A 25,702-nucleotide genomic window follows, 5' to 3' on the forward strand; every position below is an offset into this window, starting at 1 on the left:
CCCGACGTGCGCCGGGTCAGCTCGTCCTCTGCTCCGGCGGCCCATCCGTGCCGTACAGCCGCACCGAGGCGTCCACATGGGCCAGTCGGCGCAGCGCGCTGAACACCGCCTCGCCCAGTACGGTTCCGATCACCACACTCTCCACCATGTCCTCGACCGACACCCGCCGGCCGACATACCCGAGGTCGGCGCGGGCGACCTGCTCGGCAGCGTCGGCATAGTCGTCGAGTACCTCGACGAACGCGCCATGCCCCAACCGGGCCATGGAGGCAAGGGCCTTGGACAGGTCGGCCGCGGCGGGGTCCGACTCGTGCGTCCGCCAGCCACGCCGGGAGACGAGGTCGGCGACAACGGCATGCGCGGCCGCCGACTCGGTGTCGTCGCGTTCGACGCTTGCGCTGCCGAGGCGGTCCGCGGCGGCACCGAGCACTTTGTGCAGCGGACGCGCCGGATCGTCGATGGCGGTCAGTACGTCCGCGATTTCGGCCACCTTCATGCCGCCCACATCGAGCAGGGCGCGGATGAGCCGCAGCCGGCGCTCGTGCGCCTCGCCGTAGGCCGCTTGATTCGGGCTGGTCAACTCGCCTGGAGGCAGCAGCCCTTCACGGACGTAGTACTTGATCGTCGGCACCGGCACTCCGGTTGCCCGGCTCAATTCTCCCATGCGCACTGCCGGTTCACTCCTTGACCTTTGGTCTGCTCACCCCGCCGGCCCTTGCCGACTTCGCCCCCATCATAGATAGTTGAGCTATCAGATAGCGGATAGCGCCGCTATCCATTAGGGGGTCTCCCATGTCTTCGTTACGTCCGTCTTCGTGGTCCGTGCCGCCGTGGGGGCCTTCGGCTCCGTGGCGCTCGTGGCACCGGCCTCTGGTGCTGATCTCGGTGGCAATGGTGGTGATGGCGGTCGCCTCGGCCGTGGGGCTCATCGCCGACGACCGCGTGCTGGTGGGTGCGCCGATCTGGGCCAAGCCGTTCAAGTTCTCGGTCTCCTTCGTGGCGTACTGCCTCTCCCTGGCCTGGATGCTTTCGCTTCTCCCCCGGGGGCGGCGCGTGGGCTGGTGGGCGGGGACGGTCGTCGCGCTGGCCAGCCTCGTCGAGATGGTGATCATCGCCGGGCAGGCGATGCGCGGGAAGCGGAGCCACTTCAACCACGAAACGCCCTTCGACGAGGGGCTGTTCAACGCGATGGCCGTCACGGTCGTCATCCTGTGGCTCGGCACGTTCGCCGTCGCGGTGTTGTTGCTCCGCGCCCGGATCGACGACCGTGCGTCCGCCTGGGCGATGCGCTCGGGCATCGTCCTGGCGCTGGCCGGGGCCGCCGTCGGATTCCTGATGACACAGCCCGCGCCGGGGCAGCGGCGTGGCGTCTCCAAGGTGGTCGGCGCGCACAGCGTGGGCGTGCCGGACGGCGGTCCCGCCATGCCGCTGACCGGCTGGTCGACGACCGGCGGAGATCTGCGGATCCCGCACTTCGTCGGCATGCACGCACTGCAACTCCTGCCGCTGCTGGTCATGGTGCTGACCGCTCTCGCACCGCGCTTCGTCCGCCTTGCCGACGACCGGGTACGACTGCGCCTGGTGCTGCTCGCCTCGAGTGTGTACGCCGCCGCCTTCGCTCTGGTCCTCTGGCAGGCGCTGCGGGGTCAGCCGTTGATCCAGCCGGACGGCGTGACGCTGAGGGTGGCCGGCCTGATCCTGGTGGCCGCCGTTCTCGGGACGTACGGGTCCCTGCGCGTTCCGACTCCCCTTACGGGCAGGGCAACTGCCGAAGACTTCAGCGCCTCGAAGGAGCTCGCGTCATGACCGGATTCCTCTTCGAGCTCTCCTTCTGGCTGGCCGCACCCGTCTGGCTGCTCATGATCTTCGCCCCCGCGTGGGGCCCGACCGCGCGCATCGCCGGGTCACCGCTGACCGTGGTGCCCGTGCTGCTCGTCTATCTCGCGCTCGCCGTCCCGGTGTTCCCCGAACTCTGGACCGCGGTCAGCAGCCCGGACCTCGGCACCTTCCGCGAGCTGACCGCGCTCGCGGACGGCGCGGGAGCCATCTGGTCGCAGGTCATTGCCTGGGACCTTCTCCTCGGGCAGTGGATGTACCGGGAGGCCAGACGGCTCAGGATCCCCGCCCTGCTGATGGGGCCCCTGCTGGTCTGCACGATCCTGCTGTCGCCCTTCGGGCTGCTGGTGTTCCTGGGGCTGCGATCGGCCAGGACACGGCGTTCGACCCGCGACGACCTCGCGGTTGCCGCGTCCTGTGGAGCCACGTAGACGGAGCGCGGCGCCCATGTGGAACAGCTCCTGGCAGACGGGTGATTGTCGAGATCAACCGTCCGGCCAGGAGTCTCCACGTGCCAGTCCACCCAACGGGGATCGGTCCGTCACCTCGCGCCTGCTCGCTCCCTCCCCACTCAGTCGGCGGGCTTCTCCCACACCGAGACATGGCGGCTGCTCTCGCTCGTGAACGGCGCGCGCGTCCACCCCTCCCACCGGTCGCGCAGCCGCAGCCCGGCGAGACGCGCCATCAGATCCAGTTCGGCCGGCCATACGTACCGGAACGGAATGGACTCGTACTCGGCCCGCCCGTCCACGATCGTCACGTAGTTCGAGCTCATCGCCTGCGTGGCCACGTCATAGGTGTCGAACGCCCACCGTGTCGGGCTGATGTGGAACGGTACGGCCTTCTGCCCGGGCGGCAGCAGACGGAGAGCCGGCACCCCCACCTCGATGACGAAGCAGCCACCGGGCTTCAGGTGGTCGGCGGCATTGCCGAAACAGGCCACCTGGGCATCCTGGGTGGTCAGATTGTTGATCGTGTTGAAGACGAGGTAGGCGACATCAAACGCGCCGGCCACCCGCGTCGTCGCGAAATCACCGATCGTCACGCCGATGGCGGCACCGCCGGGTTTGGCACGCAGCCGGTTGACCATGGCCCGGGACATGTCGATGCCGTGCACCGAAACCCCGCGCTCGGCCAGCGGCAGCGCAATCCGCCCGGTGCCGACACCGAACTCAAGCGCCGAGCCACGCCCCGCAAGGTCGGCCAGCATGTCCACCGCGGGCTCCACGGCTTCCGGCCGGAACATGTCCGCCAGCGACTCGTCGTAGGTGGCCGCGGCCCTCTCTCCGAAGTATCCGTCTCCCTCATGCATCCCGGGATCGTAGTGCTCGGGCTCCCACGGACGCGCGGGGTTTCCGCTCGCAGGCCGGACGCGGTGACGTCCTGAGGGCCGGCCCTGGCGCCGCGTCGGGCGACGCGCGCCCGGTTCGAGCGATCGGCTGAGTGCTCGTCACATGCTTGCTGTGCGTGTGGACTCCCCTGCCCGCGCACGTCCAGAGGTCGGGGCGACATGCTGAAGCGGCCGACCGAGGGACCCGGGCCGCACCTGCGTCCCGGTGGTCGCGGGGAGCAGTACCTTCGGGGGATATAGCCGCATATAAGCGATAGATCTACATCACCATCGGTGGAGTCCGCATGTCTTCCTCCGTCCCTCCCCGGTCCAGCCGTAGGCGTCTCGCCGGCACGTTGAGCGTGGTGGTGGCCGTCGGCGTCGTCGTCATGGGGCTCGTCCAGGCGGCGCCGTCGCCCGTGCCCGGAGCGCTCGACCCGCGGATCACGTCGATCATGCGGAAGCCGGACTACCGGCACGCCCGGTGGGGGCTGTTCCAACAGAACCCGGCAACCGGCACGGTGACGCAGGACCGCTACGCCGACCAGTTCTTCATCCCCGGTTCGACGGCCAAGCTGGTCAGCGTCAGCGGTACCTGGCACACCCTCGGCAGCGCCCACCGCTTCGCCACCCCGGTCCATGCCGTCGGGCAGCGCCACGGCAGCACGCTCAAGGGCAACCTGGACCTGGTCGCGCAGGGCGACCTGACGCTCGGCGGCCGGACGCGCAGGGACGGTACCGTCGCCTTCACCACCATCGACCACACCTACGCCAACAGCATCCCGGGAGCCACCCTCACCCCGCAGGACCCGTTGGCCGGCATCCATCACCTGGCGCGGCAGGTGCACGACGCGGGGATCCGCCGGGTCGACGGGGACGTGGTCGTCGACGCCCGGCTGTTCCGGCCGGACCCCGCCCTCAACCCGACCCCCACGCCGCTGATCGTCAATGACAACCTCATCGACCTGCTGACCTACCCCGGCGCCGAGGCGGGCGCCCCGGCGGGCCTGGAGTGGCGCCCGAAGGTCGCGCCGTACCACGTCACCTCCGCCGTCCGTACCGTCGCGGCGGGCAAGCCGTCCGACATCACCGTGAGCAGTTCCCCCGACGGCACCCGCATTCGCCTGTCCGGCACCATCGCCGCGGGGTCCGCCCCCGTCCTGCGGGTGTCGGCCGTCAAGGATCCGAATGCCTTCGGCCGGACGGCCTTGATCGAGGCGCTGAAACGGGCCGGGGTCGAGGTCCGCGCGAAGGAGATCGGCCCCAACCCGGCCGGGAAGCTGCCGAAGTCCTACCGGGGCGCGCCTGCGGTGGCGCGCTACACCTCGCCCCGGTACTCCGAGTACGCCGAGCTCATCTTCAAAGTGAGCCACAACCTGGGGGCGAACCTGGGAATCTGCCTGATGGCCACCAGTACGGGAAGCCCCGACTGCGAGAACGGCTTCCCCGTGCTGGCCTCGTTCCTGGACCGTGCGCACATCGACCGCAAGGCCGTGCAGCTCGCCGACGGCCGCGGCGGCAATCCGGCCGACCGGACCACCCCACGCGCCCTGGCACAGATCCTGACGTACTGGCAGCACACCCGGGACGCCGGACTCTTCCGCACCTCGCTGCCGGTCCTGGGCGTCGACGGAACCCTGGCGGACTCCTGCCGCAGTTGCCCGTCACGCGGCAAGGTCTTCGCCAAGACCGGCACCGTGGCGGGCGGCGACGCCCTCAACGACCGACTGGCCGTGGGCGCGGAGACCGCGGCCGGCTATCTGGAGACGCGGCCGGGCCACTTCGACGTGTTCTTCGCCGGGGTGAACGGCGCGTCGACCCCCAACGCCAGGATCAACGGCGTCCTGGCCACCGGGAACGACGTGGCCGATATCGCCGCCCACCTCCAGCAACAGGCCGCCGCGGGCCGTAGCTGAACGGGGAGGGCGCCGAGGCAGTGGGGGCGGCGGCGCCTTTGCATGTCCCGCTGCCGGGGTTCGGTGGGGGTGTGCGGAGGCTGTCGGAGCCGGTCGGGTTGGCGCGTCGTCTCGCGGGGTGAGGCCCTCGTCCCGTCCCCTTCGTCTTCATCGGCCGGCGCGCCCTCCCGCGCGGCGAGAGTTAATTGGCATCTTGGATGCCACTTATATAGAGTGCGAGTGTGCGACTCACCAAGAGCACCGATATCGCCCTCCGTATCGCCATGCGCCTCGCGGTGCTCGGCGACACGGGCGAGGCCCCCACCACCCGCGAGGTGGCGAGCGCCGTCGTCGTGCCGTACACCCACGCCGCCAAGGTGGTGAGCAAGCTCCAGCACCTCGGCGCGGTCGAGGCGCGGCGCGGGCGGGGTGGCGGGCTGACGCTGACCACCGCGGGGCGTACGGGCTCGCTGGGGCAACTGGTGCGTCAACTGGAGGGGGCCGATGATGTCGTGGGCTGCGAGGACGACCCGCCTTGCCCGTTGCGCGGGGGCTGCCGGCTGCGCGGCGCGCTGCGGGCGGCACAGGAGGCCTTCTACGCCTCCCTCGATCCGCTCTCGATCGCCGATCTGGTGGAGGCTCCGACCGGGCCGCTACTCCTCGGCCTGACACCTCGCCCCACGGACTGAGCGCGTCGGCCGCACCACCCTCCGCCCGGTAACGCCCCACCGCCACCACACCCGCCCCCCGCTCCACGCCACCCCACGCCGCACCAGCGCCAAAAATGCGAATCTCAGATGCGAGTTTCCTTACCCTCCCCCTCCCCCTTCGAGAGTCCGGAGTTGTCGATGCTGTCGCCGAAGTCCGCCGAGACCGTACGTGCCACCCTGCCCGCCGTGAGCGGAGCCCTCGGGGAGATCACGACGCTCTTCTACGAGAAGCTGTTCGCCGCGCACCCCGAGCTGCTGCGCCACCTCTTCAACCGTGGCAACCAGGCCAACGGCGGCCAACAGCAGGCTCTCGCCGGGGCCGTCGCCACGTTCGCCCGTCACCTCATCGAGCACCCGGACCGCCGGCCGGATGCCGTGCTCACGCGGATTGCGCACAAGCACGCCTCGCTCGGGGTGCGGCCGGACCAGTACCCGGTCGTACGGGAGCATCTCTTCGCGGCCATCGCGGAGGTGCTCGGCGATGCGGTGAACGACGAGGCCGTACGGGCCTGGGACGAGGTGTACTGGCTGATGGCCCACGCCTTGATCGCCGTCGAGAAGCGGCTCCTGGACGAGGCGGGGGTGCCGGACGGCGAGGTGTGGCGCCCCTACCGAGTGGCGGCACGTATCGAGGAGACCGCGGAGGTCGCGACCTTCATCCTGCGTCCGGCGGATGGCGGCCCGGTGCCCTCGTCCCGCCCCGGCCAGTACGTCTCCGTGCGGGTGCAGCTCCCGGACGGTGCACGGCAGATACGGCAGTACAGCTTGTCGGGGCAGCCGGACGACGGGCTGCAGATCTCCGTGAAGCGGGTGGCGGGCGGCCGTCGGCCCGGCGTCCCGTCCGAGGACCCCGCCGGCGAGGTGTCCGGCCACCTGCACACGCACGTCCACGGCGGCGAGACCCTGCACGTCAGCCCGCCGTTCGGTGATGTGGTGCTCGGTGACGACGGTGAGGGGCCCCTGCTCTTCGCCTCGGCGGGCATCGGGTGCACACCGATGATGGCCATGCTCGCGCACCTCGCGGCCACCGGCTCCCGGCGCCGCGTCATCGCCGCCCACGCCGATCGGTCGCCTGCCACCCATCCGTTCCGTACGGACCTCCACCGGCTCACCGGCAAGCTCCCCGACGCGACGGCGGAACTCTGGTACGAGGACCAGCTCCCGCACGAAGACGGACTCCCGGGCGGGAAGGAGAGAATGGGGTGGCGTACGGGCGACGTGGAGGAAATGACTGAAGTGGCGGACATGGCGGAAGCGGCGGCGGATCCGGTGACCGTGCGCTCCGGGAAGATGGATCTGACGCGGATCGCCGTTCCGGCCGGTACCACCGCGTACCTCTGTGGGCCGGTGCCCTTCATGAAGGCGGTACGCACCCAGCTCCTGGCCTCCGGCGTACCCGCCTCGCGCATCCACTACGAGGTCTTCGGCCCTGATCTCGGGCTCTAGGCGGGCGCGACCGCAGGCGGACGGGGCAGTTGCCCGCAGTCACCGGGCCGATTGCGGCGGGCCGCTCTGCGGTTGCCCGGGGCGGCGCTACCTGTCGGCGGCGAAGTTCCGTACGTAGCGTCGCTGCCAGGGGGTTTCCACGGCGCGAGGGTGATAATGCCGGCGGACGAAGGCCACGGCCCGGTCCGCCGGCACCCCGTCCAGAACTGCCATACAGGCCAGCGCCGTTCCGGTCCGACCGCGGCCGCCTTCGCAGGCCACCTCGACGCGTTCGCCGGCCGCGCGGGTCAGTGCCTCCTCGAAGGCGAGGCGGGCCTGCCGGCGGTCAGTCCTGTGACCGGACACGATCACCAGTGGCAGAAGGTGCACCGGAGGGTGCGGCGGGACGGGGCAGGGCGGGCCGGCAGCGGGCGCGGGCCGGCATCAGCCGCGGATCATCGACATCAGCAGCCCGTGCGTCGCGGCGTCCGCGGCCACGACGAGCCCGCGGCCCGTCGGCCCGATCGGAGCGCCGTCGACTCCGGTGACCACACAGCCGGCGGCCCGGCACAGAGCGATGCCGGCGGCGAAGTGCACGCTCTCGGCCAGGTCACCGCCGTCGGTGACGTAGGCGGCGCGCCGGCCGGCCGCCACCCAGGTCAGCGCCAGCGTCGAGGACACGACCCGCGGCCGGAACCGTTCGACGAATCCAGCGTGGGCGAGCAGGTCCACGGCGCGGAATCCAGGCGCGCCGGGAAAAGGCGGATCCAGGTTCACGTCCACCAGGTGGGTGGCAGCGGTCGGCGTGAGGTGTGTGTCGTTCCCGTCGCGCCGGGCCCAAGCGGTCTCGCCGTCGGTGTGGAAGACCTCGCCGCTGAACGGGTCGGCCACCGCTGCCGGGCCGTTGCGCAGTGCCACGTTGACGGCGACCACCATGGTGCCGGCGGCGTAGTTGAGCGTGCCGCACAACGGGTCCACCCACCACTGGCGCACCGCGTCGGCGGCACCCCGCTGCCCGCCCTCCTCGCCGTGCACCGCGTCTTCCGGCCGCGCGGCGCGGATGACGCCGAGGATGGCCTCTTCGGCCGCCACGTCGGCGTCCGTGGCGAAGTCCCCGGCGCCTTTGTCGATGCGGGTGAGCCGCCGCCCGTACCTGGCGCGCACCGCGTCCGCACCGGCAAGCGCCGCGGCTATCGCGACCTCGGCATCGTCAAGGCCGGCTTGGGAGTTGGTCACGGCGTGCAGAGTATCGGGACGACGCGCCCTCGCCGGACGGGGAGTCAGCCGGCCGCCACCGCTCCTCCGCGTTCATCAGCCGGGTGAGCCCGTGTGGCCAGGGCAGCAGCGAACCGGCGGGCCCGGCGTTGCCTGTCGCCGGCAAGGGCCGCATGATGCGGAGAATGACAACGAACGCCCCTTCGGAACAACCGGCCCCGGCAAACCCGGCCTCATCGGCTATGACTCCGGCGAACCCCGTCTCAGCAGCCCCGATTTCAGCAGACCCGCCGTCGAAGAATCCGGCTTCGGGGCCGTCCTCCGTGGTCCGGCTCGCGCGCTACTCGACGGCCGAGCTGCGCGAGATCGCCGGGGACGACGAGGACCCCTTCGGCGTCGCCGAGGCCGGTCTGACGTGGCTGCCCAAGCAGGAGCACTTCGGCATCCGGCGGGAGGGCCGCCTGGTGGCGCACACCGGTCTGGTGACACTGCCCCTCGCGGTCGGGCCGGTCGAGACGGAGGTGGTGGGGTTCGGCGGGGTGCTCGTCGCTCCCGGGTTGCGGGGGCACGGGCTGGCGCGGCTCGTGGTCAGCGGCGCCCTGGAGCACGCCCGGACGAGCGGACCGGAGTGCGGGCTCCTCTTCTGCCGGCCGCACCTGGTCCCTCTCTACCAGCGCCTCGGCTGGCGGACGCTGGAGGAGGACGTGCACGTCGAGCAGCCCGGCGGGCCGGTGGTCATGCCATTGCGGACCATGTGGATCCCCCTGCGCGACGGGGCGCGTTGGCCGGGCGGGAGCGGGCCGGTGCGGCTGCTGTCCCTTCCCATGTGAGCCGCGGCCCGGCCGCTCCTGTCCCGCCGCCCCTCCCCCGCACCGCCGGGCTCAGCGGCCCGGGGCCGGGGCAGGGGCGGCCGGGGCCGGGAGGGGGACGGCCGTGCCCGTCACCCGTGCCCGCGGGTCGTCGGGGTGGAGGTCGACGTAGAGGTCGCTGGGCCGGCCCATGTCCTCGCCCTGCCGGAGGTGCACCCGCAGGGGCTGTGAGACCAGGCCCAGGGTGCGGAGGTAGCCGCCGAAGGCCGCGGCGGCGGCGCCGGTTGCCGGGTCCTCCACGACGCCGCCGACCGGGAAGGGGTCCCGGGCGTCGAAGTCGAGGCGGTCGGGGGACACGCGGTGCACGAGGTGCACGGTCGTCCAGCCCCGGTCCCGCATGAGGTCGTGCAGGGCGTCGAAGTCGTAGTCGAGGGCGGCCAGTCGGGCCCGGATGCGGACGCCCAGGACGAGGTGGTCGTTGCCCGCGAAGGCGATGTGCGGCGGGAGGGCGTCGTCGAGGTCGTCCCTGGTCCAGCGCAGGGCCCGGAGCGCCGGCTCGACCTCGGTGGTGTCCTCGGCCGGGCGGGAACGCGCCGGCACGCTGGTGAGCGTGGCCCGGACCAGTCCGTCGACGAGGCCGGTCCCCACCCGGATCTCGCCTGCGGGTGTGTCGAACAGCAGCTCACCGGTTCCGGTGCGGGAGGCGAGGGCCACGGCCGTGGCGATCGTGGCGTGTCCGCAGAAGGCGACCTCGGCACGGGGGCTGAAGTACCGCAGCCGGTAGCGGCGGGCGGCGTGGTCATGTGCCGTGACGAAGGCGGTCTCGGAGTATCCGACCTCCGCGGCCAGGGCGAGCATCCGCGCGTCGCCGAGGGACGCGGCGTCGAGCACCACACCGGCCGGGTTGCCGCCGGCCGGATCGGTGGTGAAGGCGGAGTACCGCAGGACTTCGACGGCGTCCGGGCGCTCGGTGTTGTCCGGGTGCGGGTTCCGGCCGGTGGGGAACGTGTGCGTGGTCATGGCTTCACGATGGCAGGGCGGCACGATCGCGTCCAACGATGGTTGTTGCTCGTTGCCATCGATGATCGCGATACCGTGGGTGCGGTGGACACCAGACTGCTGCGGACGTTCGTGACGCTGGCCCGGGCCGGAAGCTTCACCGCCGCGGCCCGCGCACTCCATCTCGCCCAATCCACGGTCACCGTGCACATCCGCACCTTGGAAAGGGAGTTGGGAACCCCGCTCTTCGACCGGATGCCGTCGGGGACGGTCCCGACCCGGGCCGGGGCGCGGCTGCTGGAGGAGGCCGAGGAGGTGCTCGACGCGGTGGCCCGGCTCCGTGCGACGGCCGCAACCGCATCCGGGCAGGGGGACGCGGCGGGCGGCGCCGTCGAGGGCCAGGTCGCCGTCGGCGCCGGCGATTCGCTGTGCGCCTCACGGCTCCCCGGGGTGATCGCCTCGCTGCGGCGCACGCATCCCCGCCTGGATGTCGAACTGCACGCCGCGGACACGGCCACGGCGGTGGACGGGCTGCGCACCGGCCGGCTCGACATCGCAGTGTTGCTGGAGCCGGAGGTGGACGAGAGCGATCTGCTGGCCCGCCGGATCGCGGACGAGCCGCTGGCGTACGTGGCGGCACCCGGCCATCCACTCGCCCAACGGGCCGCCGGATGGGCGGAGTTGGCGGACGAATGCTTCTTCGTCCACGAGGAGGGCTGCTCGTACAGTGACCGGCTCGTCCGTACGCTGCGGGGCCTGCCCGGCGCCCGGCCCCGGATCACCCGGTTCGGCAGCATCGACGCGGCCCGATCGTGCGTCGCGGCCGGTCTCGGTCTGACGCTGCTGCCCCGGGTGACCGTCGAACGCCACCTCCACGAGGGCCGGTTGACGGTGGTGGACGGACCGGAGGCGCCGCCCGTTCCCGTGCAGCTCGTCCGGCACCGGAAGCGGTGGTTCGCGCCGGGCGCACAGATCGTGGCCGAGGAGCTGACCCGCGCCTTCACGGCGGCGTAGGCACTCCGCCGGGTCCGGGCCCCCGTTCGAGGTCCCGGACCCGCCCTCTCCCCGGCAGCTCAGGAGTCCCACGGGAGTTCGGTTTTGTCCTTCGTCCGCGTGGAGGCCCGGCGCGTCGTTTGGACAGCCCGCGGGCCTCCGACACCGTGAAGTCGTGCGCCCACTACTCCTTCGCCTCGCCGCAGCGGCGGCCGTCCTCCTCGCCACCAGCAGCTGCGTGTCCCTTCCGGCCGGCGGGCCCTTGCACGCTCCCGGTCACGGACCGGGTGGACGCACGGTCGCGCCGGCCCGGCCCTCGCCGCTGCTGCAGCCCACGCAGGGCGCGTCCCACGAACAGCTGGTGGACGTGGCGGCCATGAAGCGGAAGCCCAAGCGGAAGGCGAGACACCACACGACATCACATGCGGCATCGCCTACGAAACGGCGTCCGGCGTTATCCCCGGCGGATGCCGCTCCCCGGCACGACGCGCCCGCTCAGCGGCGGCAGCGGGCCGTGCGCCCGGGGGCGCCCCGCCCCGCCCGGGTCGCGGCGCCGCGGTCGCATACGGCCCCGGTCCGTACGACGCCCCGGCATCGGCACCCCGCCGCGGCCCCGAAGAGGCACCGGCCGGCGCCGCGGTCGAACGTCGATACCGGCTTCATGTGCCGGATGGCGTCCGGCCGCGTCCGGGCGGATCTGCTGCGGCTGTGCCGCCGGACGTACGGCCGTTGACGCCACGGATTCGCTTGCCGGAGTCGTCACGGCGCATGAGGATGGCGCCATGCCTGCCTTCGCCGCCTTCGACGGGACCGAACTCGCCTATCACGTGATGGGCGAGGGCGAACCGCTGCTCTGCCTGCCGGGAGGGCCGATGCGTGCGTCGGAAGGGGACGCCGGGAAGCGCGGCGGGATCTCTGGGTGAGCGACGGCGTCCTGCCGCTGCACAGCCGGCACCCCGCGGGCGCGCCCGCCAGAGAAGCTCCGGAGGGCGTGGTGCCGTGCGCTCGGAGTGCTGTGACGGGCGGGCCTCACTCCAGCCGGATGTCCGTCCCGGCCGACCGTTCGCGGGCCGCGGCGACGACGAGGGCCGCGGCTGCCGCGTCCTGCACCGCCACGCCGACGGACTTGTAGAGAGTGATCTGGTCACGTGCGGAGCGGCCCGGTTTGCTGCCCGCGAGGAGTTCGCCCAGTTCGGCGTGGACATGGGCTTCCGTGATGACGCCGTCGCGCAGCGGGAGCAGCAGGTCGTTGCTGCCGGCGGGGAAGGGCGCCAGCGCCGCCTGCCGTGACTCGACGCAGACCAGCGCCTCGGCCACCGTGGCGTCGTCGATCTCCCGGCCGTCCGGGTTGAAGCCCACCGAGGTCACGTGCACGCCCGGTGTCAGCCAGGAGCGGCGGATCACGGGGTCGACGGCGTGGGTGGTCGCGGCGGCGATCTCCGCGCCATCGAGCGCCTCGGCGTAGGAAGCCGTCGCCTCGGCGGGGATCTGGAGGTCGGCCGACAGGGCGTCGGCCAGGGCGGCCGCCTTGGCCCGGTCGCGGCCGGCCACGCGGATGTGCCGGATCGGGCGGACCCGGCACATCGCCTCGGCGTGCGAGCGGGCCTGCGCCCCGGTGCCCAGGACCGCCAGCACGGAGGCGTCCTCGCGGGCCAGCAGGCGCGCCGAGAGCGCCGAGCCGGCGGCGGTGCGGGCCGCGGTGATGGCCGTGCCGTCGAGCAGCGCCGCGGGTTCCCCGGCGTGCGGATCGAAGACGACGATCAGTGCCTGGTGGGTCGGCACGGGGGTGCCGCCGTTGTGCGGGAAGACGGAGACCAGCTTGCTCATGAGGACCCCGGCCGACGGGACGAAGCCCGGCATGGCGGCCAGGAAGCCGTCCCGTTCGGGAACCAGGGCGGCGACGCGGTCCGGTGAGGAAGCGCGCCCGGCGCTCAGGTCCGTCATGGCCGACGCCAGGGCGTCGATCAGCGCGTCCATGTCGAGCAGCGCCTCGACCTGCGCACGCCCCAGTACCAGCATCCGTCTCAACCTCCTGATCGCAGCGTTACGAGCGACGTTACGCCGGGGCGTGGCGGCGGGCGAAGCCGCCGCGTGTGGGCGTTCGGTGAACGATCAGCGGGTGGCGGTCAGAAGCGCCGCCAGGGTGGGGACGCCGACCGGTTTTCGTGGAGCATGGCGTGATCCTGGGGGTGCTTCGGCCGGCCGACAGGGGCCCGGATACGGGGCGCGGGTGGTCCGCCTGCGTACGACGCGTGGGGCGGGGTGGGAGTGCCGCGGCGGGCGGAGGGTAGGCGGTGTGACGGCCGCGGGCAATGGTGCGGCCGTCTCGCCGGACCGGAACGCGCCGGTTGCCGAGGGCGGGGCATTGCGCGCCCCGGATCGGGCACGCGAGGACAACAAGATGGCCGGGTACGGCAGTTGAGCAGGTGAGCAGGAAGCCCCGCCCTCGCAGCAAGGGACTCGACCGTGCCCGGCCGCGGACTTTCGGAGGTATCCATGGACTGGCGCCATGACGCGGTATGCCGCGCAGAGGACCCGGAGATCTTCTTCCCCGTCGGCAACACCGGCCCCGCGCTTTTGCAGATCGAGGAGGCCAAGGCCGTCTGCCGCCGCTGCCCGGTGATGGGGCAGTGCCTGCAGTGGGCGCTCGAATCCCGTCAGGACGCGGGTGTCTGGGGCGGGATGAGCGAGGACGAGCGGCGCGCCATGCGGCGCCGGGCCGCCAGGAACCGGGTGCGCAGCGCCTCCGCGTAGGGGCGCGGGGGCCGGTGGCCCCGGCTGGGGTGGCGGTTGCGGAGCGGAGCGGGACATGGCGTGGTGGGTCCCGGATGCGCCGCCCTCGCGCCGGTACGCTTTCGGCATCTCGGGCGGTGGCCGTGCGTGTGCGGCGACGGGCACGCGCTCTCCTGTGCCGGAAGGACGGTCGCCATGCCCACGGATGCCCACCCCGGACCGCTGCGTGTGCTGGTGCTCGGTGCCGCGCTGCGGGCGGCGTCGACCAACGCCCGGCTGGCCGCGCTGGTAGGGCGCATCATCACCGCGGCGGGCGCCGTGGTGGACCTCGCCGGGATGCGGGAGTTCGACATGCCGCTCTACGACGGCGACGCCGAGGCCGAACGGGGCCTGCCGGACGGTGCCCTGGCACTGCGCGACCGGCTGGAGCGGTGCGACGCCTTCGTGCTCGCCTCGCCCGAGTACAACGCGTCCGTGCCGGGAGTGGTGAAGAACGCGATCGACTGGGTCTCGCGGGTCAGGCCGCAGCCGTTCAAGACCAAGCACGCGCTGCTGGTCTCCGCCTCCCCTTCCCTGGTGGGCGGCAATCGGGGGCTGTGGGCGCTGCGGGTTCCGCTGGAGCATCTCGGTACCCGCGTCTACCCCGACATGTTCAGCCTCGCCGCGGCCCATCAGGGTTTCACCGAGGACGGGCAGCTGTCCGATCCCGCTTTGCAGCAGCGGCTGGAGGAGACCGTGACGGCCTTCCTCCGTCTCGTCGAGGCCGATGCGCGCTATGTCTGTCTGCAGCGCCGGTGGTACGAGTTCCCCGGTGACCGCACCGGGGCTCCGGTCACCCAGCGCGCCGAGGACTGAGCCGGACCGCCCGAGCGCGGCCGGAGGGCGCGCTCGGGCGGGGGAACGGCGCGGCCGGACGGCGTGCCGTACGTGCCGGGTCCGGCGGTCTCAGTGGTCCGCGGCCGCGTCGGAGTCCGCGGCGGCCGCCGCGCTCTCGGCGTCGTCCACCAGTTTGCGCAGGTCCGGCAGGTCGGTGGGCGCGGGCGCGGAGGACGACGGGGTCGCGCGGGGCGCGTCGCCCTCGGTGCGTACGCCGTTGCCGCATCCGGCGACGAGCGCGCCGCACACCAGGGTGATCGCCACGAGCACCGCGGCCTGGCCGGCCGGGGTCACGACGAGGCCGCGTTGTGGTGCTGGGTGCGGCACCAGGTGGCGACCTTGGCGAGGTCCTTCTGCCGCTGCTGGAGCGTGGGGACGAGGGACTTGCGGTAGGTGAGCTTGTGGTTGAGGAAGGTCGCGATCTCGGTGTGCCCGGCGGCCTTCGCCTTCTCCACCCGCTTCTCCAGGCGGGCGACGGAGCCGCGGACGCCGGCCTTGCCCTGGAGCCGCGCGAGTGCCTTGTGCAGACGCTTGTCGATCTTCGGGGCGCGCTTGCACAGGGCCTGCGCGCCGTCTCCCGTACGGGTCTTGGCGGAGGCCGACGGCGCCGGGGTGCTGTCGGCCACCGCGGTGCCCGCGACACCGAGCACGGCCGTCGCGACGGCCACCGACGAGAGAGCGATGTTCCGGGTACGCATGAAGTCCTCCTCAGGTGCGTGGCGGGCACGGTGCCCGTCCGCGAGGAGAAGTTAGGGACGTTCTTTGTGGAAACCTTGTGGCCGGTCCGCGGGGCCGGCCAGCCAGTCCCGGTGCGCGGGCAGCGCCGGCCGCACGGGACGGTGGGCGGGGGCGGCGGGGAAGACGGCCTCGAAGCGGGCGCCCCGGCCCCCGGGGCCGTCCAGCACCCGCAGCCGCGCCCGGTGCAGGGCGGCCTGCTGGGCGACCAGGGTGAGCCCGAGGCCGGACCCCGGGCTGTCCGGCCGGCGCTGGAAGCGCTGGAAGACCGCCTCCCGGCGCTGCGGCGGCACCCCCGGTCCGCGGTCCTCGACGCCGAGGACGACACACGGGGCACCGTCGTCCTCACCGGCCCGCAGGGAGAGCGTCACGGGGGCGCCGCCGTCGGCGGGCCGGCCGTGGACCAGTGCGTTGGTCAGGAGGTTGTCGAGCAGCGAGCGCAGTCCGGGCTGCCAGCCGTGGATCGTCAGCCCGGGACTGCTGTGGACCGTCACCTCGGCTTCGGGGTACCGCCGCCGGAGGTCCGCCGCGGCCTCGTCGGCGAGGTCCGCCATGTCGATGACGGCGAACGCGTCCGCCTCGACCAGGTCGCCCTGGGCCAGCGCTCTCAGCATCACCAACAGGCCGAGCAGACGGGCGTGTTCGTGCCGGAGGTCGGCGACCGTCTCCGCGCGGTCGGCGGCGTCGAGGTCCTGGAACGCCTCCAGGATGTCGAGGTTGGTCTGCATGCTCATCAGCGGGGTGCGCAGCTCGTGGGACGCGGCGGCGGAGAACGAGCGGGCCGAGGCCAGCGCCTCGGCGGTGCGGGCGGCCTGCTCGTCGTACCGGGTCAGGAAGGTCTGCAGCGTCCTGGCGAGGTCGTCGACCTCGGTGATCCGGGTCGGGGCGTGGTCCAGCCGGGCGGCGCTGGTGTGCGGGTCGAGCCGGCCGGCCGCCTGCTGCAGGCGGCGCAGCGGCCTGGCGGCGCGGGCGGCGAGCAGCCAGGCCGCGGCGCCGGCCAGCGGGGCGGCGAGCAGCGCGACCGTGATCACCCGGCGGCGCACCGCGGCGAGCTGGGCCTCGCGCGCGGTGTCCGGGGAGAACAGCCACAGCGTCCCGCGCGCCCCGGGGCCGCCGGCGACCGGCACGGCCAGCACCCGCCAGCTCTCGCCCCGTGACCGCACGGTGGACGGATGGCGGTTCACGGCGGGCAGGGGGACCGAGACGGCGGGCTGCGGGCCGTCCAGGACGGTGGTGTCGGGGCCGGACAGCCGGACGCCGACGTCCAGGGCGGCGGTGAACAGCTTCCGCTGGCGGGCCTGTTCGGCGCGGGGCCGGTCGTGCGAGCTGGCGCGCAGCAGGCCGCGCGCCACCACGGCCACGCTCTGGGCGCGGGCGGCGAGGCGCTGGTCCGCCTGGGTGCGCAGGTCCTTGCCGACCAGCTGCACCAGGAGCCAGCCGGACACCACGACCAGGACCGGCACCACCATGCCGACCACCAGCGCGATCCGGGTGGACAGCCTCATCGCGCCGCCCCGTCCTCGTCGTCGCGCAGGACGAAGCCGACGCCGCGCACCGTGTGCACGATCCGGCTCCGCCCGCCGGCCTCCAGCTTGCGGCGGAGATAGCTGACGAAGGTGTCCACGGCGTCGGTGCGCACCTCGAAGTCGTAGCCCCATACGCGTTCCAGCAGCTGGTCTCGGGTGAGTACCTGTCCGGCGTTGCGGGCGAGGACGTCCAGCAGGGCGAACTCGCGCCGGGTCAGCGCGATCTCCCGGTCGTCGAGCCGGGCGCGGTGTGCCGCGGTGTCCAGCGCCAGACCGCCGACGTGCACGGCATCGGTGGGGGCGGGCGGCCGGCGCCGCAGCAGGGCGTGCAGCCGCAGCACCAGCTCGTCCAGGGCGAAGGGTTTGACGAGGTAGTCGTCGCCGCCCGCTTGCAGTCCGGCGACCCGGTCGGTGACCTCGTCGAGCGCGGACAGCATCAGCACGGGCAGGTCGTTGCCGTCCTCCCGGAGCCTCCGGCACACGGCGATGCCGTCGAGGTCGGGCATCGAGATGTCGAGGACCATCACGTCCGGCGGCGTCTCGGCCATCCGCTCCAGCGCGGCCCGGCCGCCCTCGGCCAGCCCCACGGTGAAGCCGTTCAGCCGCAGCCCGCGCCCGAGCGAGCGCCGGATCGCCGCGTCGTCGTCCACCAGCAGGACCCGGCCGGTACTGCTTTGTCCGTACATGTTTCCCTCCCGTGGTGACCGCCGCCTGACGGAATCATCCGTCATGGGTTCCGGGGGTCGTCAGCCACGGCCCGGGAGGGACGGGAGGCGGGGCGGGCCGGTGCGGTGGGCCGCCGGGCGCCGGCGGGGCACGGCGCGGCGGTGGAGCGGGCTGCGGAGGCGGTCCGGCGGCCGGGCCCGCACTACAGCAGGTGCTCGATCCGGATCGGCAGTTCGCGGGCGCGGTAGCCGGTCGCGTGGAAGACGGCGTTGGCGATGGCCGCCGCGGCGCCTACCATGCCGACCTCGCCGAGGCCCTTGACGCCCAGTGGGTTCACGACCGGGTCCGCGACCTCCACGAACTCGATGTCGACGTCGGGGGCGTCGGCGTTGACCGGCACCAGGTACTCCCCCAGGCTCGCGTTGGCCCAGCGGCCGTCGCGCGGGTCGACCAGGGTCCCCTCCAGCAGGGCCTGACCGATTCCCCAGAGCATGCCGCCCATGGCCTGGCTGCGGGCGGTGGCGGCGTTGAGGATCCGGCCCGGGGCGAAGGCGCCGGTCATCCGGCGCACCCGGACCACTCCGAGGTCCGGGTCGACGGCGACCTCGGCGAACTGCGCACCGAAGGTGGCGAGCCCGTACGGCAGGTCCGGGGGCGGCGGGCGCCAGCTGCCGAGCGCGTCCATGTCCGTCATGAAGTGACGCTGCATCAGGTCGCAGTAGCTCTCGCCGGTGTCGGGCCGGTCCCGTAGCGCCATCCGCCCGTCGCGGACGACGACGGCGGCCGGGTCCGCCCGGTGCAGCGGGGAGCCGGGGTCGGCGACCGCCTGCTCGATCATCTGGTCGCGGAGGGTGGTGACCGCGGTGTGCACCGCGGCACTGATCATGCCGGCGCCGGCCGAGCCGACCGTCGCCGCGACGTTCGGCAGGTCGGTGTCGCCGTACTCGAACCGGACGTTCTCCACGGCGACGCCCAGGCCGTCGGCGGCGACCTGGGTCATGGCGGTGGCCGCTCCGGTGCCGAACTCCTGGGTGCCGGACTGCACCACGGCGGTGCCGTCTGCGTAGAGGCGGGCCCGGGCGCGCTGCGGCTGCATGGGGAAGAACACCGGGTATCCGGCGGTGGCCATGCCGGTGCCGATGAGCCAGTTGCCGTCCCGGCGGGAGCGGGGTTCGGGGTTGCGGGACTGCCAGCCGAAGCGGGCCGCGCCGCGGCGGTAGCACTCCTCCGCGCCGTCGCTCGACCACGGGTGGCCGGTGGCCGGGTCGTACTGGGCGTGGTTGCGCAGCCGCAGCTGTACGGGGTCGACGCCGATGCGGTGGGCCAGCTCGTCCATCAGGCATTCCAGGGCGAACATGCCGGTGGTCTCACCGGGCCCGCGGGTGAAGGTCGGGGTCATGGTGTTGCCGCGGATCAGCCGGTAGACGCCCTCGTAGTGGGGGCAGGCGTAGGCCTGCGAGGCGATGCTGAGCGAGGGTTCGGCCCAGTCGTCGAAGGGCGAGGTCAGCGAGAGCTTGTGGTGGCGCAGGGCGGTGAGCCGGCCGTCGTCCGTGGCGCCTATTTCGAGGCGCTGCTCCTGCTCCTCGCGGTGGCCGCAGGAGGTGAACATCTGCTCGCGGGTGAGGGCCAGCTTGACGGGGCGCCGGACGTGGCGTGCGGCCATGGCGGCCAGGGTGACATGCGGCCAGATCATGGCCTTGCAGCCGAACCCCCCGCCGACGAACGACGCATGGACCCGGATCTTCGACGCGGGGATGCCCAGCAGCGCCGCCACGGTGTTCTGGCTCGCCACGATGCCCTGGGTGGCGTCGTAGAGGGTGAGCCGGTCACCGTCCCAGACCGCCGTGGTGGCCGACGGTTCGATGGGGTTGTGGTGGTTCGCCGCGAAATGGTAGGTGGCGTCGAGCCGTTGGGTCGCGGCCTGGAAGCCGGCCTCCACGTCGCCGCGCACCGTGCGCGCGGGGAGGAACCCCGCGAAGATCGCCTCGGGTTCGTAGGCCTGGTCGCGGCCCTCGTCGAGGGTGGTGACGGACGGGCTTCGGGCGTAGTCGACGTGGACCTGACGGGCCGCGAACTGGGCGCGTTCGACGGAGTCGGCGATCACCAGGGCGACGGGCTGCCCGAAGTAGTGCACGGCGTCGTCCTGCATCGGGAAGAAGCTCTCCCCGGGGGCGGCGTGCCCGGCCAGCGACGGCAGCAGGTGCGGCGGGCCGGCGATCTTCGGGAGGTTCCGGTGGGTGAGCACGGCGAGCACGCCGTCCGCGTTCTCCGCGGCGCTGGTGTCGATGCGGGTGATCCGCCCGCAGGCCGTGCGGGCGCCGACGAGCGCGGCGTACACGGTGCCGGGCAGGGTGTGCTCCGCCGCGTAGCGGGCGCTGCCGGTGACCTTGGCGGGGCCGTCGACGCGGGTGAGGGGCCGGCCGACGGCGGTGAGGGTGGCGCCCGTGGTCATGCGGTTCCGCCTCCTTGGGCGGCAGCGGTGAGCAGGGCACGGACGAGGGTCCGCCGGGCGAGTTCCGCCTTGAAGGCGTTCATCGGGCGGGTGACGGCGGGGGCCAGCTCCACGCCGGCGGCCCGGGCGAACACGTCCGCGTCGGCCCGCTGCCCCACGAGGGCCTCCTCGGCCCGGCGGGCGCGCCACGGCTTCGTCGCCACGCCGCCGAGGGCGAGCCGGACCTCGCGGATCACCCCGTCCTCCAGCGCCAGCGCCGCCGCTGCCGAGGCGAGGGCGAACTCGTAGGACTCGCGGTCACGCACCTTCAGGTAGCACGACCCGCGCGCCACGGGGGCCGGCGGCACCTCGATCGCGGTGATCAGCTCACCGGGGGTGAGGGGGTGTTCCCGCTCGGGTGTCTCGCCCGGGAGCAGGAAGAAGTCGTCGACGGGGATGCCGCGGGAGCCGTGGGTGCCCTCCACGTGCACGACGGCGTCCAGGGCGACGAGCGCGACCGCCGCGTCCGAGGGGTGGGTGGCGATGCAGTGCTCGCTCGTGCCGAGGATCGCATGGCCGCGGTGGACGCCTTCCAGGGCGGAACAGCCGCTGCCGGGAACGCGTTTGTTGCAGGCGGACTCGGTGTCGCGGTAGTAGGCGCACCGAGTCCGCTGCATCAGGTTTCCGCCCATGGAGGCCATGTTCCGCAGTTGGGCGGAGGCCCCGAGAAGCAGCGCCTGGGAGAGCATCGGGAAGCGCTCCACGACCGCCCGCGCCTGTGCCACTTCGCTCATCCGGGCCAGCGCGCCGATGACCAGTCCCCCGTCGGACCGGTTCTCGATCCCGGCCAGCGGCAGCCGGTTGATGTCGACCAGGCGGTGGGGCCGCAGCACGTCCAGCCGGAGCAGGTCGACCTCCGTGGTGCCGCCCGCCAGGTAGGAACTTCCGGGGTCACCGGTCACCGCCGCGACCGCGTCGCCGACGTCGGTCGCCCGGGTGTAGCTGATGGCACGCACGTCACTGTCCTGTCTTCCGGTCGCGCACCTCGCGCATGGCGGAGCGGATGTGGGGATAGGCCGCGCACCGGCAGATGTTGCCGCTCATCCACTCGGCGATCTCGCTGTCGGACCCGGCGTGCCCCTCGGCCAGCACGGCGACGGCCGACATGATCTGGCCGGGGGTGCAGTACCCGCACTGGAAGGCGTCGTGCTCCAGGAACGCGCGCTGCATCGGGTGCAGCGCGTCGCCCTCGGCGAGACCTTCGATGGTGGTCACCTCACGGCCTTCGCAGGTGACGGCCAGGGTCAGACAGGCCAGCACCCTGCGCCCGTCGACCCAGACCGTGCACGCCCCGCAGGTTCCCTGGTCACAGCCCTTCTTGGCACCGGTGAGAGCCAGGTGCTCACGCAGGGCGTCCAGCAGGCTCACCCGGGGTTCCAGATCCAGAACGTGCGAAACGCCGTTGACGCCGAGGTCCATCTCCACGCTGCCGGGCCCGCGCGTCTCCCTGACCGCGGATTCCGCCACGGACATGGGCACGCCTTTGTCTGCCACGACACTCACCTCGGAGTCGATGCCGTACGTCGAGCCTCCGCCGCCTCGTACGGGCTCGCAACCGGACCAGGAGGGCACGGGGCCGGAGCCCACCGGACCAGGAGGGCACGGGACCAGGCCCGTGGTGCACCCGGAGCCCGGGGGCCGTGCCCCTTACGGGATAATGCGGGGCATGCGGATCTCAGCCAGAGCGGACTATGCCGTGCGGGCGGCGCTGCAACTCGCCGCCGCCCGGGAGGCGGGGCCGCTCAAGGCGGAGGCGATCGCCACCGCACAGGACATTCCGCACAAGTTCCTCGAAGGCATCCTGAACGACATGCGCCGGGGCGGGCTCGTCCACAGCCGGCGCGGCGGCAACGGCGGCTACCGGCTGGCCAAGCCCGCGGAGGAGATCAGCATCGCGGATGTCATCCGCGTCGTGGACGGCCCGCTGGTCTCGGTACGCGGCGTCCGCCCGCCGGAGTTGTCGTACACCGGGCCCGCCGAGTCCCTGCTGCCGCTGTGGATCGCCCTGCGGGCCAATGTCCGGCAGATCCTCGACGGCGTCTCGCTGGCCGATGTCGCCTCGGCCGAACTGCCGGACCCGGTATCCGCCCTGACCGAGGACCCCGCCTCCTGGGCCAACCCCTAGGGATGTCCTGCGGGTCCGCTGCGAGGCGGGCCGCGTTCGCCGGTTTCCGGAGAGCGCCCGTTCCGGGCAGCGCCGGACCCGGCACGCCCACACGCGTCCGGATGCCAAGACCGGCCTGTCCACGCCTTGAACGCCCCTTGATCCGCCCGCAGTCCGGACGCATCCTCTTCCCTATCAATCCAGTGGGAAAACTAGGGAACCCGGAGGGGGGAGAAGTGGGCGTACGGACTCCGGTGGGGTGCGTTCCTCCGGGCGGCGGCCCGCTTCTCCCGTGCGCGCCGGAGACACCCGACAGGACGGTGAACGGCACGATGCCGAAGAAATCCGCAGCACGGACCGCCCGCCCGGAGCCCAACCACCTTGCCGACGAGGGAATCCGGCACCGTGTCACCCGGGAGGTCGCGGAGGACCTGGCCGCCGACGCCCTCAGCCGCGACCGCGCGGGCAAGCCGCCGTTCGACGAGGTCGCCCGGCTGCGGGAGGCGGGACTGCCCGCGCTGCTGGCGCCGCCCGGACCGGCCGGGCGGGGCACCGACTGGCGCACCGCCTGCGCGGTCCTCCGGGAGATCGCCGCGGCGGACAGCTCCGTCGGCGAACTGCTGGGCCGGCACTACGCGTTGTCGTGGAGCGCGCGGTTCTTCGGCACGCCGGAGAGGGCCGAGGCGCTCGAACTCCGGGCGGCGGCCGGGCAGTGGATCTGGGGCGGGAGCACCGACATCCCGGACCCCGAACCGACGGCGGGCCCCGATCTGACGCTGACGCCGGCCGGCGGCGGATATGTCCTCCACGGGTGCAAGACGCTCGCCGCGGGCGTCCAGGTCGCCGACCGGCTGGTGCTCGGCGCGGTCTGCGCCGACAGCGGTGAGCCCATGGTCGTCTGCGTCGACCCGTCGCTCCCGGGGGTGGCGGCCGACGCCGAGCACGACCGCCTCGGCCAGCGGCTCACGGGTGCCGGCAGCGTCAGCTTCGACGGCGTCGCCCTGCCCGCCGACCAGGTTCTCGGCACCGTCCCCCAGGACGAGCACGCCGTCTCCCCCTTCGCCACGCTCGCCCCGCTGGCGCTCCGGCTCGCCCTCGTCCACGTCGGCCTGGGGACCGCCGAAGGGGCGCTGGCCGAGGCACGGGACCTCAACCGGGCGGCACCGCGCGGCCGGGCGGCCGCGGGCCGGGACGACGGCGGGTACCCGGACGGGCCGGGTACGGATCCCTACCTCCTGCTCGCGTACGGGGAGCTGGTGACGGCGGCGCACACCGCCGCGGCAGTGGTCGAGTCGGCGACCGAGGCGCTGGCCCGGGGCCTTCTCGCGGGCCAGGCGCTCGGGGTGGACGAGCGCGCCGACATCGCGGTCCTCGTCGCCGCGGCCGAGGCCGTCACCGGCCGGACGGCGATGGACGTCACCACTCGCGTCCTGGAGCTCACCCAGGGCACGGACTCCCCGGCGGACGCCCTGGGATTCGACAGGTTCTGGCGCAATGCCCGCGTCCTGACGGCGCAGGTCTCCCCCACCCACAGCCTCCGCGACATCGGCGACCACTACCTGAACGGCACCCACCCCGCCTTGACCCTGCGGGCCTGACGCCCTGCCGCCCCGCCGGGCGGAGCCCGTGGTTGCGTGCCGGGCCGCGGGAGGCGCCGCCGTGGCGGGGAGGGAATTCGCCGGGGGCGTCGGCGCAGCTTCGGACGGTTCCGCGCCGGGGGCTGCTACACCTCGGGGGGGCTCCCGGAGCGGGGCGGCCCGGTCGGTCCTGGGAGGTGGCGCCGTGTCCGTATTGCGCAACGATTCCCTGCCGCCTCCCAGACGGGGGGAGCCCCTGCAGCGGCTGCTGTTCGGCGGGGTGTACGGCTCGGTGCTCGCCAGCGCCCTGGCGGCCGCGCTGGGCCATGAGGGCACCCCGGCGGATCCCGGCTACGACGCGTTGTGGGTGGCGTTGTCGGCGGTGGCCTCGGCCGCCGCGCACGGCTACGCCCACTCCATCGCGCACCGGACGGACGAGGACGCCCAGGTCACCGCCAGCGCGGTGCGTTCCATGCTGACCGAATGGCCGCTGGTGGCCGCGATGGTGCCGACGATCGCGGTGCTGCTCGGCGCCCAGGCGAAGTGGTGGGGCGAGGCGAGCGCGATCGACGTCGCCCTGGGCTTCAACATGGTGGCGCTGTTCGGCTGGGGGGTGTGGGCGGCCCGGGTGGCGGGCCGGGGCTGGCCGGGCTCCTTCCGGGTCGGCGGGGTGGATGTACTGATCGGGTTGTTCATCGTGGTGGCGAACGTCCTGAGCAAGTAAGGGGTCCGCGGCGGGTCCGGGCGCGCCGTACGAGGAACGCAGGCGCGCCGGGACCGCGGACGAGAGGGAGCGGCGCGGCCTCGGCGTCGCGGCACCGTGGTCCCGCGGCCGGCCGCCGCCCCGGGGTCAGGTGACGGATTCCACCGCCAGCCAGGTGGCGATGGCCCGGGCGATGGGCTGGTCCGTCTCCAACTGGACGAAGCCGAACTGGCCGCCCTGGTTGCATTCGAGGAACCACCAGGCCCCATCGGGGTCCTCGGCGAAGTCGAAGGCCCCGTAGGCGAGTCCCGCGGTGGTCATATAGCGGCTCACCGCCTGTTCGACGGAGTCCGGTACCTCGGCGGGCTCCCAGGTGCCGTGCTGGGTGAAACGGCTGTCCACCTCTTCCGGGTCGGCCTTCTTGCGGGCGGCGAAGAGCTGTTCGCCGACGCAGGTCAGCCGGATGTCGGCCTCCTTGTGGACATGCCGCTGGAGCAGGGTGGGGCCGGCCGCGACCCCGCTGAAGTCCGCGTCCGGGCTGATGCGCGTGGTGGGCAGCACCAGTGGCGGGTCGCCGGGGTGCTTCCCGCTGACCGACTTCACCACCAGGTCCTGGTGGGCGGCGGCGAACTGCCGGGCGACGGCCGGAAACGTCGTGATCAGTGTGGGGGGTACGAGGAATCCGCTGCGGTGGGCGAGGCGCAGTTGCCACGGCTTGTTGCGTGCCTGCACCGACGCCACCGGGTGGTTCATCCAGCGTGCCGGAGTGCAGGAGAGCATGCCGTACAGCGCCTGCTCGGACTCCGCCGTGATCCAGGCGGACTGTTCCGGGGCGCGTGCTCCCGGGGTGCCGGGGCGGCGTACCCATACCGAGCGCAGGCTGCCGAGGCTCACCATGCGTTCGCCCGCTTTGAGATAGCCGTCGAAGTCGTCGCCGGCGTACTCCGCCGACAGCGCGACCTTCCCCGGCAGGTCGGCGGGGTCGAGGCGGACGAGCGGAACCCCGAGGTCCTGCAGCGTCGACACCACGATGTCCGCCGTCAAGTCTTCCTCGCACGTGAGGACCAGGACGGTCATGT

At 73.1% G+C, this 25,702-nt stretch carries 26 protein-coding genes and 1 pseudogene; 13 read left to right on the forward strand and 14 right to left on the reverse strand.

Annotation, left to right across the window (positions count from 1 at the left end):
• Window positions 1-16 precede the first annotated feature (16 nt).
• Complete coding sequence (locus K7396_RS01280) at window positions 17-637, reverse strand: MerR family transcriptional regulator (RefSeq protein ID WP_373866872.1); 621 nt, start codon at window positions 635-637, stop codon at window positions 17-19.
• A gap of 254 nt (window positions 638-891) precedes the next feature.
• On the opposite strand from K7396_RS01280, the gene K7396_RS01285 reads away from it, so the two are divergent.
• Together K7396_RS01285 and K7396_RS01290 are read left to right on the forward strand one after the other, a co-directional pair.
• Entirely contained in the window at window positions 892-1,806 is a 915-nt protein-coding gene (locus K7396_RS01285) for a hypothetical protein (RefSeq protein ID WP_086721280.1), read from the forward strand.
• Entirely contained in the window at window positions 1,803-2,267 is a 465-nt protein-coding gene (locus K7396_RS01290; protein WP_086721279.1) for an ABA4-like family protein, read from the forward strand. The genes K7396_RS01285 and K7396_RS01290 overlap by 4 nt, the downstream gene beginning before the upstream one ends.
• A gap of 140 nt (window positions 2,268-2,407) precedes the next feature.
• On the opposite strand, the gene K7396_RS01295 is transcribed toward K7396_RS01290, so the two are convergent.
• Window positions 2,408-3,148: a class I SAM-dependent DNA methyltransferase gene (locus K7396_RS01295; RefSeq protein ID WP_086721278.1), complete on the reverse strand. Its 741-nt coding sequence runs from the start codon at window positions 3,146-3,148 to the stop codon at window positions 2,408-2,410.
• A gap of 323 nt (window positions 3,149-3,471) precedes the next feature.
• On the opposite strand from K7396_RS01295, the gene dacB reads away from it, so the two are divergent.
• The 3 genes from dacB to K7396_RS01310 all read left to right on the forward strand — a co-directional run bounded on the left by dacB (window position 3,472) and on the right by K7396_RS01310 (window position 7,217).
• On the forward strand, window positions 3,472-5,082 hold the full coding sequence (gene dacB / locus K7396_RS01300) for a D-alanyl-D-alanine carboxypeptidase/D-alanyl-D-alanine endopeptidase (RefSeq protein ID WP_086721277.1): 1,611 nt from the start codon (window positions 3,472-3,474) through the stop codon (window positions 5,080-5,082).
• 221 nt (window positions 5,083-5,303) lie between these two features.
• Window positions 5,304-5,750, forward strand: a complete 447-nt coding sequence (locus K7396_RS01305; RefSeq protein ID WP_152104239.1) for an RrF2 family transcriptional regulator — start codon at window positions 5,304-5,306, stop codon at window positions 5,748-5,750.
• A gap of 159 nt (window positions 5,751-5,909) precedes the next feature.
• The gene (locus K7396_RS01310; RefSeq protein WP_152104238.1) at window positions 5,910-7,217 is read left to right on the forward strand and encodes a globin domain-containing protein; all 1,308 of its coding nucleotides are present in this window, start codon (window positions 5,910-5,912) and stop codon (window positions 7,215-7,217) included.
• An 87-nt stretch (window positions 7,218-7,304) separates the two neighbouring features.
• On the opposite strand, the pseudogene K7396_RS01315 reads toward K7396_RS01310, so the two are convergent.
• Together K7396_RS01315 and K7396_RS01320 are read right to left on the reverse strand one after the other, a co-directional pair.
• Window positions 7,305-7,607: pseudogene (locus K7396_RS01315) on the reverse strand (protein-tyrosine phosphatase family protein); the annotation flags it as partial.
• A gap of 33 nt (window positions 7,608-7,640) precedes the next feature.
• Window positions 7,641-8,432 carry an inositol monophosphatase family protein gene (locus K7396_RS01320; RefSeq protein ID WP_152104237.1) on the reverse strand — a complete coding sequence of 264 codons (792 nt, stop codon included), beginning with the start codon at window positions 8,430-8,432 and terminating at the stop codon, window positions 7,641-7,643.
• 302 nt (window positions 8,433-8,734) lie between these two features.
• Here K7396_RS01320 and K7396_RS01325 point away from each other — a divergent pair, with 302 nt between their 5' ends.
• Complete coding sequence (locus K7396_RS01325; RefSeq protein WP_223659549.1) at window positions 8,735-9,241, forward strand: GNAT family N-acetyltransferase; 507 nt, start codon at window positions 8,735-8,737, stop codon at window positions 9,239-9,241.
• Window positions 9,242-9,292: 51 nt separating this feature from the next.
• Here K7396_RS01325 and K7396_RS01330 read toward each other — a convergent pair whose 3' ends face one another.
• The gene (locus K7396_RS01330; protein ID WP_152104235.1) at window positions 9,293-10,240 is read right to left on the reverse strand and encodes a PhzF family phenazine biosynthesis isomerase; all 948 of its coding nucleotides are present in this window, start codon (window positions 10,238-10,240) and stop codon (window positions 9,293-9,295) included.
• A gap of 84 nt (window positions 10,241-10,324) precedes the next feature.
• Here K7396_RS01330 and K7396_RS01335 point away from each other — a divergent pair, with 84 nt between their 5' ends.
• Both K7396_RS01335 and K7396_RS01340 read left to right on the forward strand, forming a co-directional pair.
• Window positions 10,325-11,233 carry a LysR family transcriptional regulator gene (locus K7396_RS01335; protein ID WP_086716530.1) on the forward strand — a complete coding sequence of 303 codons (909 nt, stop codon included), beginning with the start codon at window positions 10,325-10,327 and terminating at the stop codon, window positions 11,231-11,233.
• Window positions 11,234-11,994: 761 nt separating this feature from the next.
• Window positions 11,995-12,135, forward strand: a complete 141-nt coding sequence (locus K7396_RS01340) for a hypothetical protein (RefSeq protein WP_223659551.1) — start codon at window positions 11,995-11,997, stop codon at window positions 12,133-12,135.
• A 106-nt stretch (window positions 12,136-12,241) separates the two neighbouring features.
• Here the strand turns inward: K7396_RS01340 and K7396_RS01345 are convergent, their stop codons facing one another.
• Entirely contained in the window at window positions 12,242-13,231 is a 990-nt protein-coding gene (locus K7396_RS01345; protein ID WP_086716516.1) for an ornithine cyclodeaminase family protein, read from the reverse strand.
• A gap of 477 nt (window positions 13,232-13,708) precedes the next feature.
• On the opposite strand from K7396_RS01345, the gene K7396_RS01350 reads away from it, so the two are divergent.
• Together K7396_RS01350 and K7396_RS01355 are read left to right on the forward strand one after the other, a co-directional pair.
• On the forward strand, window positions 13,709-13,966 hold the full coding sequence (locus tag K7396_RS01350; RefSeq protein ID WP_086716517.1) for a WhiB family transcriptional regulator: 258 nt from the start codon (window positions 13,709-13,711) through the stop codon (window positions 13,964-13,966).
• Window positions 13,967-14,140: 174 nt separating this feature from the next.
• Window positions 14,141-14,800, forward strand: a complete 660-nt coding sequence (locus K7396_RS01355) for an NADPH-dependent FMN reductase (protein ID WP_086716518.1) — start codon at window positions 14,141-14,143, stop codon at window positions 14,798-14,800.
• 90 nt (window positions 14,801-14,890) lie between these two features.
• Here the strand turns inward: K7396_RS01355 and K7396_RS01360 are convergent, their stop codons facing one another.
• The 7 genes from K7396_RS01360 to K7396_RS01390 form a co-directional block, all read right to left on the reverse strand.
• Window positions 14,891-15,115 (reverse strand): hypothetical protein, encoded by a 225-nt coding sequence (locus K7396_RS01360; RefSeq protein ID WP_086716519.1) that lies wholly within the window; start codon window positions 15,113-15,115, stop codon window positions 14,891-14,893.
• Window positions 15,112-15,519: a hypothetical protein gene (locus K7396_RS01365; RefSeq protein WP_086716520.1), complete on the reverse strand. Its 408-nt coding sequence runs from the start codon at window positions 15,517-15,519 to the stop codon at window positions 15,112-15,114. Before K7396_RS01365 ends, K7396_RS01360 begins: the two co-directional genes overlap by 4 nt.
• A 51-nt stretch (window positions 15,520-15,570) precedes the next feature.
• Entirely contained in the window at window positions 15,571-17,061 is a 1,491-nt protein-coding gene (locus K7396_RS01370) for a sensor histidine kinase (protein WP_086716521.1), read from the reverse strand.
• Window positions 17,058-17,768, reverse strand: coding sequence for a response regulator transcription factor (locus K7396_RS01375; protein ID WP_086716522.1), 711 nt, complete (start codon window positions 17,766-17,768; stop codon window positions 17,058-17,060). Before K7396_RS01375 ends, K7396_RS01370 begins: the two co-directional genes overlap by 4 nt.
• A gap of 182 nt (window positions 17,769-17,950) precedes the next feature.
• A complete protein-coding gene (locus K7396_RS01380; RefSeq protein ID WP_086716523.1) occupies window positions 17,951-20,200 on the reverse strand; it encodes a xanthine dehydrogenase family protein molybdopterin-binding subunit in 2,250 nt (749 codons plus the stop codon).
• Window positions 20,197-21,195 (reverse strand): FAD binding domain-containing protein, encoded by a 999-nt coding sequence (locus K7396_RS01385; RefSeq protein WP_086716524.1) that lies wholly within the window; start codon window positions 21,193-21,195, stop codon window positions 20,197-20,199. Before K7396_RS01385 ends, K7396_RS01380 begins: the two co-directional genes overlap by 4 nt.
• A gap of 1 nt (window position 21,196) precedes the next feature.
• Window positions 21,197-21,712, reverse strand: coding sequence for a (2Fe-2S)-binding protein (locus K7396_RS01390; RefSeq protein WP_086716525.1), 516 nt, complete (start codon window positions 21,710-21,712; stop codon window positions 21,197-21,199).
• Window positions 21,713-21,905: 193 nt separating this feature from the next.
• Here K7396_RS01390 and K7396_RS01395 point away from each other — a divergent pair, with 193 nt between their 5' ends.
• The 3 genes from K7396_RS01395 (at window position 21,906) to K7396_RS01405 (ending at window position 24,644) form a co-directional block, all read left to right on the forward strand.
• Window positions 21,906-22,364: an RrF2 family transcriptional regulator gene (locus K7396_RS01395; RefSeq protein WP_086716526.1), complete on the forward strand. Its 459-nt coding sequence runs from the start codon at window positions 21,906-21,908 to the stop codon at window positions 22,362-22,364.
• Between the two features lie 311 nt (window positions 22,365-22,675).
• Complete coding sequence (locus K7396_RS01400) at window positions 22,676-23,941, forward strand: acyl-CoA dehydrogenase family protein (RefSeq protein ID WP_086716531.1); 1,266 nt, start codon at window positions 22,676-22,678, stop codon at window positions 23,939-23,941.
• 193 nt (window positions 23,942-24,134) lie between these two features.
• The gene (locus tag K7396_RS01405; protein ID WP_373866871.1) at window positions 24,135-24,644 is read left to right on the forward strand and encodes a hypothetical protein; all 510 of its coding nucleotides are present in this window, start codon (window positions 24,135-24,137) and stop codon (window positions 24,642-24,644) included.
• Between the two features lie 126 nt (window positions 24,645-24,770).
• Here K7396_RS01405 and tgmB read toward each other — a convergent pair whose 3' ends face one another.
• On the reverse strand, window positions 24,771-25,700 hold the full coding sequence (tgmB, locus tag K7396_RS01410) for an ATP-grasp ribosomal peptide maturase (protein ID WP_086716528.1): 930 nt from the start codon (window positions 25,698-25,700) through the stop codon (window positions 24,771-24,773).
• Window positions 25,701-25,702 lie beyond the last annotated feature (2 nt).

This window comes from Streptomyces angustmyceticus, from assembly GCF_019933235.1.
Taxonomy (GTDB): domain Bacteria; phylum Actinomycetota; class Actinomycetes; order Streptomycetales; family Streptomycetaceae; genus Streptomyces; species Streptomyces angustmyceticus.